Here is a 17,506-nt window from a genome sequence, read left to right as displayed (position 1 = left end):
CGCACGACGGCGCAGCTCAAGCGGGTACTGGGAAGGACGTGCCATGACTCGATCCTCTCAAATGATCGAGTCCCTACCGAACCCGGAACGGTTCACAATTCCAAGGGGTGCCTGCGGAGGGTGTGAGGGTGGGCGGTCAGGCGTGGGGGTCGACTTCGGGGTGCGTGAACCGCACGGGCTTGCCCAGCGACCGGGCGTAGGCGATTTCGGCTCCGATGCAGTCGCCGACTGCGAGCACCTCATCGGCGAGCCGGATCTTCGCCCGGTGCAGATCGTCGAGTCGAACCTTCAGCGCCTCGGCCTCGACAGGATCGGACCAGAGTTCGTGCGGCGACTTCATGTCACAGCCCGGCTCAACGGCCTGCTCAGGCAACTCCTGCGGGAGAAGGAAGGACAGGACGGCGAGCCGCCGGCCTGCGTGACCGGCGCCCAGAGCGTCAAGACCTCCACCAGCGTCCCCGCCTCCGGCCAGGGCACCGATGCCGGGAAGAAGATCATGGGATGCAAGCGGAGCATTGTCACCGACACGCTCGGACTCCTGCTCGCGGTGCTGGTCACCGCGGCGAGTGTGCCGTCCGGCAGCACGTACTGCGCGTCCGTGTCGCGCGGGGCACGGGTCGGCCCCGGAGCGCGGTGGCCAGGAGACCGATGACGGCGTGCACGTGGGTGTGTGCGGTGCCCACGCCGATCCGGAAGCCGGTGGCGGTCTGCGCGAGGGTGCCGTGCTTGCGCAGGTGCACCGGTGCGACCAGGGCTCGCTGGGAGGGCCGGAGCTTGCGGCGGCGGTCACCCTCCCGGGTGACGATCAGCATCGTCACCCACTCAACCGGCGCATGAGGCAGGTCCAGTGCGGCAGGGTACGTGACCGATGAGGCTCCCCGGCCGAAGAGTCGAGACGTCAGACATCTCGCTCAACCGCCGAGGGGCCTCGTCCGTTCTGCACAGGTCGCCCATCATCCGACCGTCACCCGATCGGGGGCCCCGCCGAAAATGCTCCATGATCCACACCGTCATGACCGACCCCATGGCCCGCCGCCTCACCGGCGAGAGCACCATCTCCTGGTGCAGCCCGACACCATGGACCAAATAGCAGATTCAGGGATGAAAAGCTGGGCGAAAATGACCCTCCAGCCATGCGCGAGGTTGTAGTTTCACGGCACCACGACACGAACATCGGTTCCGCGATCTCCGGCGCAGGCATCAGCGGGATTCTCGTTTCGGACGCGTTGCCCTGGACCGCAGCGGTGCGGTCCGGCCGGGCTGATAACTCGGCCAGGCCGCATCCGACACTTCGACGGGGCGCGCAACGAAGCGGCCGACAACTGTAAAGCTCAACGCGGCGAGAAACGCACACAATCCCACGAAGATGGGGAACTCCGGCCCGTGCCCCGGAAGGTAGCTTGACCAGTAGATCACCAGCGAAACGACCCCCCAGGCCAGTAGCGAGAAGCTGTACCCGACCGCCAGCAACGCCGCAAGCAGGCAAATCAGACCGGCAGTCACGGTTGGAGCCACGGATAGCAGCCGGACTTCGGTGGACGACATATGTGGATATCTTGCCGAATCATGGCCAGATGTCGCCACGGCCGCCGCGAATGAGAACAATACACTCGCACCCAGTGCCCGGAGCCACATGGGGGATCGCCTGAGTTCAGGGGGAGCAGCCATAGGGCGCAGATCAAGCGCGGTGGACAGGCGATACCGGTCGACCATTCCGAGTACGGGCGCCACCAGCGTGACGGCGAGCAGGCCAACGAATGTGACACCGGGATCCCTGGTCTGATCCAGCAGGGCACGCATCCCCCGCGCGTCGGGGTCGAGGCGGCCGAAAGCATAGACCACGAGGATGACGAGGCCGAGCGCCCCGGACAGGGCTCGCGCTCTCCAGATACGCATGTCGAGGTAGTTCGCCCATTGCCGAAGGGCCGGGACGACGCCCCCGAGCAAGGAGGGGAACAAAGTAGACGCCAAATACCAGGCGACAGGGCTGCTCCGCCGAAAGTAGCGGACGTGGTCCAGGAGGGGCTGTCCCAGACTTGGACTGTTCCAGACATGCGGGTCGGCAAGAGGCGGCCACGCCAGTCGGCCGACGGTGTCCGCCGAACTGGTGATCTCGATCCACCTGGAGACGCTGTGAGGGCAGCGCAGAGCTCGACCGACGTTCCGGACGCGAGGGCGGACAGAAGCTCCCGCGAAGAGACAGAGCCCGATTCCCGAGAGCAGGGCAAGCACCTGCCCCCAATCGGGTAGGAGAGCACTCGGATGGCTCCATAGGGCGGGAAACCTGCCGCCTGGCGGTCGCCCTGAGTCGATTCCATGGTCGATCAGCTGTTTGTTGACCCTGAGGCACCAGCTGATGAAACCTTCCTGGCTCTGAAGGATAGCCAGCAAAAAAGGCACGACTGAGATCATCAGCAGCAGCACGCCGAGGGCCAGTGCGGCGGCGGCGGAGATGGACCGTCGGTCACCGAAATCCTTCAACAGGCTGATCGGCTTCAAACCCGACCCGATTCCGATGAACTTGATCCGCTCCTTGACTCCAGCTTCCCGGGCGCGCAGTTCGAGAGCCCGAAGACTGAGAAACCCTCCCTGGGAGTGTCCGACCACGACCACGCGACTCGCCATCACAAAGGCGGCGTCGATTGCGGAGTTGATGACGCCGATGATTTTCGACAACTCCTTGTCTCTGGCGGCCGCGATCTGCACGTCACCTAAAAGATTCCATGGCGGAAAGGCCGTACTGGCCGCCAGAATCCCGAGGAGGATGAGCGTGAACAGACGGATAGAGGGCTGGAACAGCGAGAGAAGCACCAGTAGCGGGAAAGCCAATCGGCAGAAGAAGCGCATGAAGCTCGGGCCTTGGACGTCCCGCCGGTCGGGCGCCACTGCCATGAGCAACATCAACGGAATCGACTTGACGATCCACACCAGGGTCTGCAGACCCCTCGGCCGGCGTCCGGCGTCAGCCCAGAACGCCTCGAGGAACACGACCCGTTGCTTGACCCGCTGCTTGTCGACCCTTCCTGCGTACTGGAATTCGACATGCGCGAAGGTCTCGCCGTCGCTGGGTCGTCTCGTCACCATGACGCGCTGTGATGCCTGCCGGCAGAGAATCTGCTCTACAGACCCAGCCACCTCCTCGAGGGGGCCACCGGGCTTCTGGTTGCCGATTCCATGGACCACGACTACGGCGACGCTGTTCTGCCGGTCAGGCTTGCGGCTCCCCCCAACGGCGCGTGCCGCCGCGGGCCGGCATTCGACATCGACGCGAACCAGCAGAACGACTGCCGCTAGCCACGCGGCCACCAGCAGTGTGTCGACCGGGCTCGCGGTCCGCCATTCCGGAGAGGGAAAGAACCCGCCGCGGAAGGAGAAGGCCAGCGCGGTCAATGCCACCAGGAAGACCAGGCAAGCAATTCGGATTAATCCGAAGGAGGTGGAGACTCTGGCCGTTGCTCCTTCTTTGATGGAGGCGGCGCGGTGGCTGAAACGGCGCATCAGCCAGAGGGAGGGTTTTACGGCCAGGCCGCCGAAAATGATCACCGCGAAGGTGTCCATGCCCGTCCAGATGTTAAGCCCTGCATAGAGTGCGGCGGCTGCCATGATGGAGAGCACGGTCTTGAGTCTGACGGAACGAAGGGCCGATTTCGGAATTCGGTGGCTTGATGTTCCGTGCACGCGGTCGCCTCGGGATCCTGCTGCGCTCAATCTCTCTCCTGGAGATTATCGGATCATGCTCTTTTTACTGTTGTTGCTCCAATTCTCCCTGCGCCCGCCATGGTATGGGTGCTGTGTTTCGTAAACGAATTCCATGCGGAGCGAAGCGGATCCGGATGGAGGCCGCCGAACGGTTCGGCGCCGGTGCCTCCAGCGCGGAGGTCGCCAGGGACTCACGGGTGAGTGTGCGCTCGGTCAGCGGCGGCGCCCGACCAGGTCATTTGCCGGGGAACGTGAACCCGGTCGAGCGGGAGTGCGGCGAGACGGGCCGCCGGTGGCCAGGGCTGTGCGTGTGGGGGAGACGTCCTTCAGGTCGAACGGCGGCTTGCCGACGCCGGCGTACCGCACAGCCCGTTTGACCGCCCGGGCGTCCGGCCGCGCTCGGCGCCAACCGCCCTTGGCCGACTTCAAGGCTCGCCGATCGGTGTTCGGTGTTGGCTTTGCAGCTCGTTCTGCCGTGCGAAGAGCGAGCTGTGGGGGGTCGCTGCCCGCCTGCGGACAAACGTGGCCGGCCGCCACCGGGTTCAGCGCAGGACGCTTGCGACTGCCCCCGTGACAGCGGCAAGCACCGTGAGCGTCCCGGCGAAGGTCTGGGCCGCACGGACCGCTGCGGTCGGGCCGGTGGCGCCGTCGCGGCGTGCCAGACAGCCGGCGGCGCCGGCCAGCAGCGTCGAGATCAGCACTGCCAGAGCGCACGAGAGCACGACAGCGATGGTCTGAACAGACATGTCCCAACTCCTCCGGTCCGAAAACGGTGTGTGCACCGAACCTCGGGGAAGACCCGTTCGCGAAGGTTCACGGCGGTATAAAGCGAGAGAAGGCGAACACGCGGGTACGGCAGAGGGGGGGCCAATGGCGAGCAGTGGCGAGCCGTCTGATCCCGAAGCGGCGCTGACGGAGTTACGAGCACGTCTCCAAACCGCGCTGGTGGCCAAGCGGTTGACCAAATCAGCACTCACCCGGCGGGCGATGCTCGGGCGGACTTCGGTGAGCCGGGCCTTCTCCGCTTCGGCGCCCGTGCCGTCAGCGCAGACCGTCAGCAGTATTGCGGCTGCCCTCGGACTCGATCCTGACCCGCTGCTGCGGCTGCGAGCGGTTGCAGTCTCCGGCACTGCACGGGAAGCGCCCGGGCTCTCGCCGCGTCGCTTCGGCGAGAGCCGCCCGGACGTCGATTCCGGCGTTCGCGCCGATCACCAGGCGGCGGAGAGACATGGCGGCCCCGCCCCGGACGAGGAGGCCATGGCCGCCTACGCGCTACGGGTCAGGCAGACGTACGCGCATCTCGAACTCGACGTCCTCACACCGCTGTCCGACCAGAGCGATCACCCGCCGGTCGCCGTGCGTGAGGTCTTTGTGGTTCCTGGTCTCAGGGCCGACCCACCGCCCGTCGAGCTGCCCCGCGAACTGGTCCACCGCCTTTTGGAGTCCGGGGACCTGGCGGCGGAAACGGAACCGCCCGAACAGTCCACATCCTCGGCGGACGAACCGGCGGAGACCGGGCTGCCGGACTTCTTCGCGGAGATCCAAGAGGCCATCGAGCAGCTGAAGGACTCCTACCGGCGCACGCCCGTGGTCGACGCCCTCACGGTGCTCGCAAGCGAGGGCGGGCGCAGAACCGTACTGCTGGGCGATCCCGGAGCCGGAAAGTCCACGCTCGCCCGCTACCTGGCACTGACGCTGACCCATGGCGCGCCACCGGAAGGCCCACTGGCGGCGCTGGCCGGCCATGTCCCCCTGCTGGTGGAACTCAGGGAGTACGCCGCGGGGGAGTGGCGCCAGCGCACCTTTGAGGACTTCATCACGCACCTGCACATCAACCGGGGCATGGCCCCGCCGCCGTCTGTGACCTTGCAACTCCTTCGCTCGGGCCGGGCGGTGGTCGTCTTCGACGGCTTGGACGAACTTTTCGATCCGCGTATCCGCCAGGACACCCAGCACCGCATCGCGGCCTTCGCCGCCCGCTATCCTTCCGCGCGCGTCATCGTGACCTCCCGGACCATTGGCTACCAGCGGGCCGTTCTCGACGGTGCGGACTTCAGCCATCACATGCTCCAGGATCTCGACGGGTCCCAGATCAGTGACTTCGCGCACCGTTGGTACACACTCTCCTGTCGGCATGATCCGCAACTCGCCGACCGTCTCGCCGGGCAACTGGTCGCCGCCGTCACGGCCTCAAGGCCGGTGCGTGAAATCGCCGGCAATCCGTTGCTGCTGACGATCCTGGCCATCATCGGACGCCGCAAGGTCCTGCCGCGCGACCGCCGCGGCGTCTACGAGCACGCCGTCACGGTTCTTGTCGCCCATTGGGACCAGCAGGCCAAGCATCTGCAGGCCGAACTTGCCGAGAGCGTGGCCAGCACGCTCGACGCGCTGGGGGAACGGGAACGCACCCTGCTGCTCCAGCTCCTGGCCCGAGCGATGCAGGAGGGGACGGGTGGGATCGCCGGAAATCACATTCACGGCAGCGATCTCGAACGACTGATCGGCGATCATCTGCGTGCACGGTACGAGATACCACCGCCCCTCGCCGCCACCTGCTCCCGGGCCGTCGTCGCGCAACTGCGCGAACGCAACTTCATCCTCTCGCGCTACGGCGGCGAAGTGTATGGATTCGTCCACCGCGCCTTCTTGGAGTATCTCGCGGCCATCGACATCATCCAGCGGATCAAAGACGACTGGGAGCGCACGCCCAAGCAGTATGTCGAGGAGATCGTCACGGCTCACGCCGCCGACCCGGCCTGGCACGAGGTGCTCTTGCTCCTGATCGGTGAACTCGGCGAGCGCGCGGCGGCGGCCGCCGTCGACCGCATTCTCGTGCTGCACGCTCAGCAGCAGGATCCCATGGAGGCGGGTCATGTCGTCCTCGCCCTACGGGCCCTGGCCGAAGTGGGCGCAGTGGGCGGGCTGTCCGGACAGAGTGCCGCCGTCGTCGACGCCGTCTGCGCTCTGTTGGACACGAGTACCGACGCCGCGCTGCCGTGGATACCTGCCGCGGCGTCGGCTTTCCAGATGTTCGGACCTTACTGGACCGGCCGTGAGCGTTATCTGCGGTGGTACCACCTGCGCGGACAGTTCTCCGAGGCCGGCACCGAAGCGGCCGAACTGGCAGTCGCCCTGCGTCCCGATCCGGCGGAGCTGCGCAGGCTCGCGGCCGGCTCGTTCTACGGACCGGACCGCGAAATCTTCCTCAAAGCTCTGGCCGAGGGGTGGAGCTCCCAGAGGGCCACGCAGGAGTTCCTGGCCGACCGGTCGGCTCGCGATCACAGCCCCGGAGTGCGGCTCAAGGCACTTGAACTGCTCACGACATGGCCGGGCGACCCCGAGCTGCTCATGGAGCGCCTGTACGTGGAGTCGGACGCGGCGATGCGCTGCGAGCTGGTCGCTCTGCTCATCGACCGGTGGCCCCAGAGCCGGAAGGTCCGCGAGGCATTGCAGCAGCGGGCCACGAGCGACCCTCATGCCGAGGTCCGCCGACGAGTGGTCGACGGTCTGCTGCGCTGGCCCGACCGCGCGGACGTACGTGATCTTCTCGTAGCCGTGGCCACAGACACCACGGACCCCGTCGATGCCTCAGCTGCCGGACCGGCCTTGACGGCAGCCGAGGCACTGGCGGCCGACCTGTCCTGGGACGAGAGCCTCGAACCTGTTCTGGCGCAGCTGGCAGAGCACCCTTCCCCGCTCGTCCGCCGAACAGCGCTGCCGCCGCTGCTGGACCGCCGGAGCGACGACGAGGCCCGCCGACTGCTGTGCGCACGCGCCGAGAACGACGAGGAACCGCAGCTGCGCTGGGCAGCTGTCCGGACACTGACACGGTGGCCGAAGGACGACGGTGTCCTCCGCCTGCTGCGGGCGCGTGCCACAGAGGATGCCTCACCCGTGGTCCGCTGGACCGCGCTGAAAGCCTGGGTCTCCCACTGCGAGGACCGTGAGGAGGTCCGCACCGTGCTGGCCGCTCGTATGGTCGCGGAAGAGAGCCCGGACCTGCGCTGGGGAGTTTTGGCCGCGTTGGTGAACCATCAGGCCGACAGAGCCCGGGCGAGGCTTCTGCTCGCCCGGCGGGCGGCGGACGACACCGACCCCGAGGTGCGGGCGGCGGCACTGAGGAGCTTCGTAGAGGACCAGCCTCACGACGACGAGGTCTGGTCGCAGTGGGTGGAGGTCGTGAACCGGGAAGTGGACCCCATGGTGCGGTTCGCCGCGGTGTCCTCGCTCGAGGACGCCTGCCTGGAGCGGGAGGACGTGCGCACCGTACTCGTCGGCATGGCTGTGGGTGACCCGGTGCCGGCCGTCCGCTGGGGGGCGGCCTCGGCGCTCGGTCGCAGCGGGCAGGCATCGGACCTCCGCGAGGTGTTGCTGGCCCTCGGCCGCGGGGACACCGAGCCGGATGTGCGCCTGTCGGCCGTCGCCCGCCTGTCCGACGACTGGGCTCACGACGAAGAGGTGGCGTCGTTCATCGCCATGCGAGCTCGCCAGGATCCAGACCCTCTGGTCCGCCGGAAGGTCCTCGAGGCGTGGACCGGCGCGGGCATCTCCCGCGACCCCACACCCACGCTCGTCGCGATGGCCGCCGACGACACCGACCCCACCGTGAGGTTCGCCGCCCTCACCCGTCTCACGGACCACCACACTGACAACCAACAGGTACGAGCGTTCCTCGCCGTCCGCGTACGCCAGGACCCGGACACCGAGGTCCGGCGCGCGCTGCTGAACGCCTGGACCGGTGTGCTGCCGCCCACCGACCCCGCCACCGTGCTCCTCGCCGTGGCCGCCGACGACACCGACCCAGCCCTCAGACTTGCCGCGCTCACCCATCTCACGGACCACCACGCCGACAATCAACAGGTACGAGCGTTCCTCGTGGACCGGATCCGGGAACACGTCGACCACGACGTCACACGGACGGTACTGCGTATCTGGGACGGGGACGGCCCCGTCGCCGACGAGGAAGTGCCCGCGCTGGTAACGATCGCCACAGACGATCCGGCAGGCTCCAACCGCTGGACGGCAACCGCTGCCCTGGTACGCGGTCTTCCTGACGAGGAGCGGTTGCGGGTACTGCTGGCAGACCGGGCGGCGCACGACGAAGACCCCCGTGTCCGCTGGGCGGCAACACTCGCCCTGGTCAGCACGCTGCCGGTGGAGCAGGCCGGACGTGTACTGGCGGAACGCGCCACTCAGGACGAGGACCGCGATGTGCGCTCGGCGGCGCTGAACAAACTCATCCGGAAATCCTCGGCCGGCGACGACCGCCGGGAACTGCTGCTCAAGGTGGCCTCGGACGACGAGCATCCGACCATGCGCAGCATGGCCCTGGCGCTGCTGGCCGTACATCGGCCGGCGGACCCGGATCTCCGTGCCGCGCTCACGCAGCGAGCCGAGCACGACTCCGACAGCAATGTCCGCTGGACAACACTCAAAGCCCTGGCCACCCTCTGGGGCGACGACGATGTGCGCGCCCTGTTCGCCGCTTGTGCCGCCCAGGACCCGGACGCCGACCTGCGCTGGGCGGCATCCGTCGTCATGGCGAACCGCTGGCCCAATCACAGCACAGCAGCCATGGAACGTTTGCAAGACCAAGCCCTCTCAGCCCCGGACGCCGAGAGCCGCTGGCTCGCTCTGGCCGCGCTGTCCGATCTGCCCGGAACAACCGGCCAAGAAGCACTGCTCGCCGACCGCGCAAAGGAAGATCCTGACCCGTTGATCCGTCAAGCCGCCTTCGATGTGAGCATCCGCGCCGTTCCGCCCGAGGGGCCCCTCGCCGCCTACGGCCGCAGCGTGCAAGAACGGCTGCGTGCCCTCCAGTCCCTGCTGCACGCTGCAGACGACGCTCGGTCAGTCGCCCAGCACAGCGCCACTTTCGATCCCAACCCCGCAATCCGCCGACGGGTCCTCGCCATGATCGCTCTTGAATGGCCCGACAGACGGACGGCCATGCTGCTCGCCGACCGCGCCGCGGAAGACGAAGACCCCGAGGTCCGCCCCTACGCGGCTGCGCTGCTCGACACACTCCGCGGAAGCTGACGGACGCATCCCTGAAGTTCTCCTCCTGCTGTGGAGACCGTGACCGGAGGGACAGTTGGGGTCATGGCATCCAGGAAGCGCCTCTACGATGCGGAGTTTTGCGAGGGGGCGGTACGGATCGTGACGGAGACCGGGAAGCCGATCCCGGAGGTGGCCGCGGATCTGGGCATCCATTGCGGGACGCTGCACAGCCGGGTGTCGCGGGCGAGGCGTAACGGGTCACCGTCGTCGGACCGGCCGGTGGCCGAGCCCTCGCCCGGTGGCCGGCTGCGGGAGAGCGGGCGCGCGGAGCCGGACCGGCTGCGGGCCGAGGCCGGGGAGAAGGACAAGCGCATCCGCGAGCTGGGGACGGGGCGTGATGGGTGCAAGCGGTTCGTGGCCTTGTGGGTGAAGCAGCTGACGCGGACCCGGCCGTGGCGGTCGGGGTGATCAGCAGCTGCAGGGCCGGGCAGAGGGTTTTGTACCGCACCGCATGCCGGGCACTTGGGGTGTCGCAGTCGTGGTGCTGCAAGTGGCGCGACCGCCCGCCCACCGCGGGGCAGATGCGCCGGCAGCGTCCGGCGGAGGAGACCGGGGAGATCTTCCGGCGGTCCGGGCGGCATCTACGGCTCGCCCAAGGTGTTCATCGAGCTGATCCGCCGGGGCCGGCGGGTGCCGGTGAACACCGTCGCCGGACTCATGGCCGAACCCGGCCCGGCCGGACAAAAGATCCGAAGGCGCCGGGGCCTGACCCGGCCCGGGAGGCGGGCAGCGGCCCCGGACTTCGTGCGCCGGGACTTCACCGCCGGGGAACCGGACCTTGTTTGGGCGGGCGACATGACCGGGACCGACACCGGCGAGGGCAAGCTCTGCCTCGCCACCGTCATCGGTCTGTTCTCCCGGCGGCTGCCCGGCTGTGCGACGGGCGTCCGTCACGACGCCGAGCCGGTGGTGGCCTCACTCAACATGGCCGCGGCCACCGGGGGCGGCGACGTCCGCGGCGTGATCATGCACACGGACAGGGGGCAGCGAGTACTGCTCGCGGCGCTTTCGCCGGGCCTGTCGGCGACCGGGCGTGACCCGGTCCACGGGCAGAGTCGGATCTTGTTTCGACAACGCCGTGAGCGAGGCGTTCAACCGTGTGCTCAAGGTCGAGTACGTCCACCGGCACACCTTCGCCACCCGCGCCGGGGCCCGGATCAGGATCGCCACCTGGATCACCGGCTTCTGCAACACCAGACGGCTGCACGGCGTATGCGGGTTCAAGAGCCCGATCGACTACGAACGCGAGTACCGGGCCACCCTCGCCGAGGGACTGGCCGCATAGATCGTCTCCACACTGCGAGGGGATTGACACTTGACGTCTCTCCTTGATCAGCAGATCCGCCGTTGATCAGACACTCCCACGGCACGGCTTCGCCCCACCGAGCGAAGATCACCAACAGCATCACCTCCGTGACCAGTAATAGTGGGATGTCAAGTCAGATATCGAACAGCGCCTCTCCCTGAGGATTGGATTCGGGTGCGAGGACGGTGCGAAGGCGGCTGATGCTCTGCCGCCACTTCGGGCCGCTCGGTGTCTCATCCCAGAGTTCGGCGAGCTCGGACTCCTCGGCGACCACTCGGTCGAGTGCCTCGACAGCAAGCGGCCGAAGATCGCCGGCGAAAGCCGGAAGGGCTTCCTCGGGCCCGTAGCTTGTACTGATCGGTTCACCGCCCGGGCACTGTGCCGCGATGAGAGCGGCAGCTGCGACAGCCTCTGCGCCCTCTGGGCTCTCGAGGTAGTCCGGGGCTTGGACGGTGCGGCTGAGCGTCGCTCGCACGAGGCCCTCGCGCTTGTCCGGGGCCGTCTCGTCCAGGGTGTAGGCGAAGTCCGCGGCCATGTCGTTCTCGAAGGGGCCGATGTCCCAAGTTCCCATGATGATCTCCTCGCGTTGACGTGCGGTGATCATTGCAGCGACCACTGACAGCGGCTGTCATGAGGAAAGCGGGACGCGCTTCCGCAGGAGGGCAAAGTCTGCGCGGCCGGACATCTGGCGCTTGAGCATCTTGGTCCGGTGGACGCGTTCTTCGACGGCGCCCGAGCTCCAGGCAGGGTGAGGCCGGCGATGAGGCATCTGGCCGGGCCCCGGTCCCGAGATCCGCAGCGTGCTGCCGTGCGGGTGCGGGGTGTGCCCGCGGGTTCGGTGCGGGTGTGAGGTCCGGGTCAGTCGGGGGTGTGCAGCCGGCGGCCCAGGTAGACCTTCAGCGGTACGAGTGCCAGCCACGCCCACATGATCTGCGGGCCGGCCAGCAGGGCCAGCGGGACGGTGGCGGTGAAGACCAGCACGGAGGTGGCGCTGTCGAGGAGGTAGAGCGGGGTGGCTGCCTCGGAGGTGCGGTCGTGGCGCAGCCAGGGGCGTCTGGCCAGGACGGCGGCGAGGGCGAGGTGGGCGGCGGCGAGCGCGGCGACCGAGCCGGAGTAGATGGCGACCGACACGGGCTGGGCGCCGTACTCGGCGAGCAGCCTGGTCGGGAAGGGGACGAGGGCGGCGATCCCGAGGCCGGCCATGGAGAGGGCGATGATCTGCCCGTCGATCTCCCTCACGTCCTGGAAGATGCGGCGGTGGTCGCGCCAGAAGCTCCCGAGCACCGCGACGCTGAGCGCGTAGGCCCCGAGGTCGGGCAGCAGGTCGCGCAGGGCGTCGCGGTAGGCGGCCGGATCGAGTTCCCGGGGCACGGAGAGGTCGAGGACGAGCAGGGTGACGGCGATGGCGAACACGCCGTCGACCAGGGCCAATAGCCGTTCAGGGCTGCCGTCCGGGCGCGAGGTCCACATGGTGCCCGACGGTAGAGCGCGCGCCGCGTCCTGTGCCGCACCCACGCCCGGTCCCCGCGGCGGATCACACGGCCGCGCGGGGGGCGTGTTGTAGGGCGTCACCCTCTGGATCGCTGGCGGCAGCGTGGGGCCGGTCGGCGGCGGGGCGCCGTGCGGGCGCATGAGCGTGTGGCAGGCATCGCGCACGTCCTGGCGCAGGCCGTGGTGGAGCTCGGCGGACAGGCGGTGCCCGCGCAGCAGGCGGGTGTTGCCTTGGGTGAGGTCGTGCGCGACGAACACGGTGCACTCGCGGCCCAGGTCGTCGAAGGCCCGCAGGGTGGCGATGTTGCCACCGCCGATGGAGTACACCGCACGGATGTCCGGGCCGCGTTCCAGCGCGGCGCGCACGAGGTCGTACTGGGCGGTGTCGAGGTCCTGCTCCTCGGCCATCTCGCCCAGCGTGTGTTCGCCGGTGGCGGGCGCGTATGACGCTGCGGAGCCCGTCTCGCGCTCCTCCTCGTTGCGGAAGAAGCCGCCGCTGAGGATGTTGCCCGGCCGCCGTCCCAGCCACTGGCCATGAGAGAGGCGGGCCGTCGCGCCCGCCGCCCGGTCGTCGGTGTTGACGTAGGCGCGGCGGGCGCCGGCGGGCAGATCGGTCACCGGCGTCACTTCGGGCAGGTCGGCGGTTTCCAGGCCGCCGACTGCGGCGGTGACCCCGAGGACGTCCCGCGACCTGCTGGCCGCGGCCGGCATCGTCCCGGCAACGGTGCTGCTGGTCTCCGAGCCCTATATGGAGAGGCGATCGTTCGCCACCACCCGCAAGCTGTGGCCCGACGTCGAGATCGTGTGCGCGTCGGAGCAGCTGGACCTGGACGACTACGTCAAGAGCATCGGCGACGAGAAGCTCGTGGTGGACATGCTCGTCGGCGATCTCCAGCGGGCCATCGAACACCCGAAGCGGGGCTTCGCCATCGCCCAGGACGTCCCGGAGGACGTGCATGCCGCATACGAGTCCCTCATCCGCGACGGCTTCACCAGCCGCCTCGTCCTCTGACCAAGCCCGCCCCGGGCGGGCTGTGTGCCGTGCATCAGCCCGACCTGTTCCCGAGGCCGACCACCCTGGCGAAGCTGTTCGCGGCGGCCGAGGGCACCGGGCCGCCGGTACGGGACGCCTCCGACACGGTCGTACGCCCGAGCCCCGACCGGGCGGCGAGCTGCGTCTTGTTCAACCCGCTTCGGGCCGGCGCGGCGGCAAGCCTCCTGTGCAGTTCGGTGAGCTCCGCGCCGTCGCATCGGCCGTCGCTGTCGTGCCGGTGCCGCACCTGCTTCTCACGCTGTCGTGTTCGCCGGTGTTCATCTTCGTCCCGGTGAACCCCGGAGCGCATGATTTCCACGACGCCGGACCGCGCCGATACGCCCAGCCAGCAGCAGGGAGCAAGCCGTCTCGTTGCCCCGCGGTGCGGCGATGAGTTTGTGGCTCCCGGCCGGTCCAAGCTTGTGACACTCTAGGAAGGGACGCCGCCATGTCGGAGCTTCTCGTCGACTTCATTACTTCCCTCGACGGTTACGCGTCGGGAGAGGGATGGCCCGGGTTCTGGGGTCTGGAGGGCCCGGAGTACCTCGCGTGGCTGGGCGAGCAGCCCGAGGTCACCTATCTGATGGGAGCGAATACCTACCGTCTGATGTCGGGCTTCGCGGCAGGCGAGGTCCCCAGTGGTCAGGACGAGTTCAGGCCCGAGGAAGAGGCGTCCGTCGACGAACTGACGCGAGCGTCCAAGGTGGTGTTCTCCTCCTCGCTCGAAGAGCCGCTGACCTGGGCCAACTCCCGGCTCGTCCGCGAAGACGCCGTCGAGGCGGTCCGTGCCATGAAGTCGAGTGGCTCGGGGCTCCTCAGCACGATCGGCAGCCTCAGCCTGTGCCGGTCCCTGCTGCGGGCCGGACTCGTCGATCGCTTCCGTGTCGTGATGTTCCCGGTGATCACCGGGGTCACGGGTGAGGAACGCATCTACGACGGCTATCCGGACGTTGCCCTGGAGATGATCGGGCACCGTACCTTCGACGGCCGCATCCAGATGGTCGAGTACAGGCCCCGCGTGCTCGAGCATCCGCCGCTCGGCACCCCTGCGTGACGCGTCGCCCCGTCCGCCCGTCCGCCCGTCCGCCCGTCCGTCCGCCCGTCCGTCCGCCCGTCCGTCCGCCCGTCCGTCCGTCCGGACGGCCGTCAGGCCGGCGTCGGCGGGCGCGGAGCAGGACCTCGTAGGGGCGGGCGGCCGGCGTCGGTTGCGAGTGTCTTTTCCCGCTCGGCTTCCTGGGCTGCTGCCTGTTCGGGTTGAAGGCCGGCGGCCCGGTCGGGGGCTGGGTCTGCTGCGCGACCTGGACACCGCGTATGAGGGCGGGCCGGCAGAAGGCTGAGCGGTGCTGTTCGGCTGCCGCAGGCGTAGTGGATGAGGGCCCGCTCAGCCGTCATGTGTCGTGGGGCGGGTGCCGGTGGCTGTGATGGCGGCAACGGCCGAGAGGAGGGCCAGTGCGGCGAACAGTGCCGGGTAGCCGCCGAGGGGGCCGGTGAGGAGGGTTCCGGCGAAGGGCGCGCAGGACGCCTGCGGTCACGGTGAGGGTTCGTCGCTGTTCACGCCGGACGATGCTGCGGCGGTGCGGGTGCTGTGGTGGCGGCATGCGTACCGTCCCGGACCGCAGGGGCGTAACGGTCCCGGCGCTCAGAGATGCTCGAAGAAGCGGGTCCACCATGTTGCGAGACCCTGGTGTGGTCCGTGGCTGAGGTAGGTGAATCTGTCCTCCGCCGGCCCCGTCACTCCGGTGTAGCGCCGATGGAGCAGGTGTTGCGGGATCAGGGTGTAGCCGAGCATGGACAGCGCCGAAGCCATCCGGTCGCGCTCGTCAGCGGACAGCACGCCCTCGCGGACGGCGTGGTCCAGGTCTTGGTGGCTGTCGGGCAGCGGGGTGGTCACGACTGCGAGGTTGCCGTAGTTGCTCAGGCGCACGCCCAGTGGAACGCCGGCTTGGGTTGCCTCTGCCGGGACGGCGATCTTGAAGTAGTAGCTGGCGTCCTGTGTCTGGTCATCGAGTCGACATGGATGCCCAAGGTCATTGCTCAGCCGGTTCCGCAGCTGGATCGCCCGCGCCTTGGCGGCGGCGTAGTCGAATGTGTGCGGAAACTCCAGGTGGTCTGGTCCGGGCAGCTGATCAAGGTCATTGAACAACGCCAGGATCTGATCGTCGTCACTCACGCCCACCACTTCAGGAAGCCGTTCCTGCACGAGTGCTGGCGCCCCGGACGATGACCTGCCGCCAGGCATGTTCGGCTGCGGTGACGGCTTCGACGACCAGGGCTTCCAAACTCGCGGGGGTGAGGCTGCGGAGCGCGTCGCGGACCGGGGGCCGGGTCGGGTGCGGTGGCCCGGGAGATCTTCAGCAGTTCGGGGCTGTGGCTCTCGGGCCGGTACAGCGGCATGCCGCCCTCACCGTTGATGAGGCGTCGGCCCGTGCGGTCCTCGTGGCCGCGTCACAGAAGCTTGAGCGGGAACCGCAGACCGTGAGCAGAGCCAGTGGCAGCGTCTTTCTTGCGGGAGGCATCCAGAATTGCCGGCAGATCGCCGGACTGGCCGGTGCGGGTTGCAGGGCGGCGGTCGGCGTCGTGGCCGTCTTCTCGGACGGCGTGTGTCCGGCCTCGGATTTCGCCGGGTGGGCGGTGACCTGGGGGCGGTCGGTGACAGGGCCGGGGTGGGGCGCCGCGGTAGCCGGTGCGGCTGCCTGCGAGCCGGGGCGCGGGCGGTTGCCGTGGTTGCTGTGCCTTGCCGCTGTAGCACTGACCGATGCGCGGGGCTGGTTGCTGCAGGCCGCCTGGACCGCTACGTGCCGGGGGCCCGGTACTGGACCTGCCCGGCTTTGCGGAGGGCGTCCATGGTTTCGTCGATGGTCAGGAGAACGGTCGTCTCGAACGAGCTGAGTGCGCCGCCTCCGCTGATCGCCAGGGCGACCGCGGCCATGGAGACGTTGTCGGGGGCTTCCCACAGGTTGTAGCCGTCGCGGGTGCCGAAGGCGTACCAGAAGCCGTGGAGCTTTCCGCCGACGGACTCGATGTATGCCTGGGCGGCCTGTGCGCGGTCCTCGGGGTGGCCGATGAGTCTGGCCCAGGTTTCCGGCGTGTAGCTGAACCTCGATAGATAGAGCGGCATCATGTCTCCCTTTTGTCCCATCAAGGAATGCCACCGCGGGGTGGGATACGCCCCGGGACCGCTCGTGTTTCCCCCGAACGGCCGGGAGGGTGACCGGCATGGCACTGCCGGTGGGCGACCCGGCCCGCCCCGGGACACGGCATCAAAGCCCTCGCTTTGGGACGCTTGGGCTCTCGGTGGGAGGCGGCTTGGCTGAACTGCGGCGGAGCGGGTGCGAGGCCTGGCTGACCGGTGGCCCGGTCCCCACCGTTCCCCGTGGTTCCCCGCACGATCTGCCACGTGTCCGGCACGAGCACGGCCGTTCGGTCCGGGTCTGCCGTGGGCCACAGGCGCGGGCCGGGGTGCGGCGGCGGACTTGGCGATCAGCACGGCGCCGCGTGTGCAGCCTTCCAGTGCGAGGACCAGCAGTGCGAAGAGGGCGTCGAAGGCGCGCCGGCCGAGGATGGCGAGGTCTGCAGGGCGGGCGCCGGGCCTGAACGGACTCGACCAGCTTGAACACCATCGCGAGGACCGCGGCCGGGTTGCCGGCCCCGCGGGTGAGGGTCTGTCAACGAGCAGGTCTGTTCCGTAGCCGGTGGTGACGGAGGGTGTGGTCAGCCCAGGAGGATGCGGTGGCGGAGAACGGGGAAGCTTGCGCGGCCGTACATCTGGCGTTTGACCAGCTTGGTTTTGTTGTTGACGCCTATGGTGCCTCCGTTGTGGTGCGGCAGGGTGAGGGCGGCGTCGACTGCGGCGCGGTCCTTCTCAAGAGAGCGAAGTCGTTGACCCCGATGACCCGCGGAATCTGCATCATGGGCGC

The 17,506-nt window shown here is 68.5% G+C and carries 10 protein-coding genes and 6 pseudogenes; 7 read left to right on the top strand and 9 right to left on the bottom strand.

Features of this window, described 5'->3' with window-relative positions; translation table 11 throughout:
* Positions 1–136 precede the first annotated feature (136 nt).
* Positions 137–358 (bottom strand): annotated as a pseudogene (locus tag ACIQGV_RS38880) (hypothetical protein); the annotation flags it as partial.
* Here ACIQGV_RS38880 and ACIQGV_RS38875 point away from each other — a divergent pair.
* Positions 341–571: pseudogene (locus ACIQGV_RS38875) on the top strand (transposase); the annotation flags it as partial. The pseudogenes ACIQGV_RS38880 and ACIQGV_RS38875 sit on opposite strands and share 18 nt — an antisense overlap.
* Here the strand turns inward: ACIQGV_RS38875 and ACIQGV_RS38870 are convergent.
* From ACIQGV_RS38870 to ACIQGV_RS38860, 3 genes and pseudogenes are all read right to left on the bottom strand, one after another.
* Positions 562–812: pseudogene (locus tag ACIQGV_RS38870) on the bottom strand (transposase family protein); the annotation flags it as partial. The pseudogenes ACIQGV_RS38875 and ACIQGV_RS38870 overlap by 10 nt on opposite strands.
* 388 nt (positions 813–1,200) lie before the next feature.
* Entirely contained in the window at positions 1,201–3,615 is a 2,415-nt protein-coding gene (locus ACIQGV_RS38865; RefSeq protein ID WP_402504005.1) for a hypothetical protein, read from the bottom strand.
* A 626-nt stretch (positions 3,616–4,241) separates the two neighbouring features.
* Complete coding sequence (locus ACIQGV_RS38860; protein WP_402504004.1) at positions 4,242–4,445, bottom strand: hypothetical protein; 204 nt, start codon at positions 4,443–4,445, stop codon at positions 4,242–4,244.
* A gap of 124 nt (positions 4,446–4,569) precedes the next feature.
* Between ACIQGV_RS38860 and ACIQGV_RS38855 the strand changes: the two genes are divergently transcribed.
* The 4 genes and pseudogenes from ACIQGV_RS38855 to ACIQGV_RS38840 all read left to right on the top strand — a co-directional run bounded on the left by ACIQGV_RS38855 (position 4,570) and on the right by ACIQGV_RS38840 (position 11,044).
* Positions 4,570–9,738 (top strand): HEAT repeat domain-containing protein, encoded by a 5,169-nt coding sequence (locus ACIQGV_RS38855; RefSeq protein ID WP_402504002.1) that lies wholly within the window; start codon positions 4,570–4,572, stop codon positions 9,736–9,738.
* A 63-nt stretch (positions 9,739–9,801) separates the two neighbouring features.
* Positions 9,802–10,167 carry a transposase gene (locus tag ACIQGV_RS38850; RefSeq protein WP_402504000.1) on the top strand — a complete coding sequence of 122 codons (366 nt, stop codon included), beginning with the start codon at positions 9,802–9,804 and terminating at the stop codon, positions 10,165–10,167.
* Between the two features lie 249 nt (positions 10,168–10,416).
* Positions 10,417–10,740 (top strand): annotated as a pseudogene (locus ACIQGV_RS38845) (DDE-type integrase/transposase/recombinase); the annotation flags it as partial.
* Between the two features lie 52 nt (positions 10,741–10,792).
* Complete coding sequence (locus ACIQGV_RS38840) at positions 10,793–11,044, top strand: integrase core domain-containing protein (protein WP_402503998.1); 252 nt, start codon at positions 10,793–10,795, stop codon at positions 11,042–11,044.
* A gap of 154 nt (positions 11,045–11,198) precedes the next feature.
* Here the strand turns inward: ACIQGV_RS38840 and ACIQGV_RS38835 are convergent, their stop codons facing one another.
* The 3 genes and pseudogenes from ACIQGV_RS38835 to ACIQGV_RS38825 all read right to left on the bottom strand — a co-directional run.
* A complete protein-coding gene (locus ACIQGV_RS38835) occupies positions 11,199–11,636 on the bottom strand; it encodes a DUF4259 domain-containing protein (RefSeq protein ID WP_402504012.1) in 438 nt (145 codons plus the stop codon).
* Between the two features lie 287 nt (positions 11,637–11,923).
* Positions 11,924–12,535 (bottom strand): TMEM175 family protein, encoded by a 612-nt coding sequence (locus tag ACIQGV_RS38830; protein WP_402504010.1) that lies wholly within the window; start codon positions 12,533–12,535, stop codon positions 11,924–11,926.
* A gap of 81 nt (positions 12,536–12,616) precedes the next feature.
* Positions 12,617–13,249 (bottom strand): annotated as a pseudogene (locus ACIQGV_RS38825) (LacI family transcriptional regulator); the annotation flags it as partial.
* Here ACIQGV_RS38825 and ACIQGV_RS38820 point away from each other — a divergent pair.
* Positions 13,239–13,568, top strand: a pseudogene (locus ACIQGV_RS38820) (YdcF family protein); the annotation flags it as partial. The pseudogenes ACIQGV_RS38825 and ACIQGV_RS38820 overlap by 11 nt on opposite strands.
* Positions 13,569–14,037: 469 nt before the next feature.
* Positions 14,038–14,643: a dihydrofolate reductase family protein gene (locus tag ACIQGV_RS38815; RefSeq protein ID WP_402503996.1), complete on the top strand. Its 606-nt coding sequence runs from the start codon at positions 14,038–14,040 to the stop codon at positions 14,641–14,643.
* Between the two features lie 585 nt (positions 14,644–15,228).
* Here ACIQGV_RS38815 and ACIQGV_RS38810 read toward each other — a convergent pair.
* Positions 15,229–15,759 (bottom strand): hypothetical protein, encoded by a 531-nt coding sequence (locus ACIQGV_RS38810; protein WP_402503994.1) that lies wholly within the window; start codon positions 15,757–15,759, stop codon positions 15,229–15,231.
* 621 nt (positions 15,760–16,380) lie between these two features.
* On the bottom strand, positions 16,381–16,707 hold the full coding sequence (locus ACIQGV_RS38805) for a GYD domain-containing protein (protein ID WP_402504008.1): 327 nt from the start codon (positions 16,705–16,707) through the stop codon (positions 16,381–16,383).
* Positions 16,708–17,506 lie beyond the last annotated feature (799 nt).

The organism is Streptomyces sp. NPDC093094 (genome assembly GCF_044754345.1).
Lineage (GTDB): Bacteria > Actinomycetota > Actinomycetes > Streptomycetales > Streptomycetaceae > Streptomyces.
The sequence above is the reverse complement of the archived record's forward strand: the minus strand, read 5'-3'. Positions and strand labels throughout refer to the sequence as shown.

Excerpts from the sequence above, each read along its gene's own strand:
- ACIQGV_RS38815 (WP_402503996.1), top strand. The coding sequence starts at position 14,038 with ATGTCGGAGCTTCTCGTCGACTTCATTACTTCCCTCGACGGTTACGCG.
- ACIQGV_RS38805 (WP_402504008.1), bottom strand. The coding sequence starts at position 16,707 with ATGCCGCTCTATCTATCGAGGTTCAGCTACACGCCGGAAACCTGGGCC.
- ACIQGV_RS38855 (WP_402504002.1), top strand. The coding sequence starts at position 4,570 with ATGGCGAGCAGTGGCGAGCCGTCTGATCCCGAAGCGGCGCTGACGGAG.
- ACIQGV_RS38835 (WP_402504012.1), bottom strand. The coding sequence starts at position 11,636 with ATGGGAACTTGGGACATCGGCCCCTTCGAGAACGACATGGCCGCGGAC.
- ACIQGV_RS38850 (WP_402504000.1), top strand. The coding sequence starts at position 9,802 with ATGGCATCCAGGAAGCGCCTCTACGATGCGGAGTTTTGCGAGGGGGCG.
- ACIQGV_RS38860 (WP_402504004.1), bottom strand. The coding sequence starts at position 4,445 with ATGTCTGTTCAGACCATCGCTGTCGTGCTCTCGTGCGCTCTGGCAGTG.
- ACIQGV_RS38830 (WP_402504010.1), bottom strand. The coding sequence starts at position 12,535 with ATGTGGACCTCGCGCCCGGACGGCAGCCCTGAACGGCTATTGGCCCTG.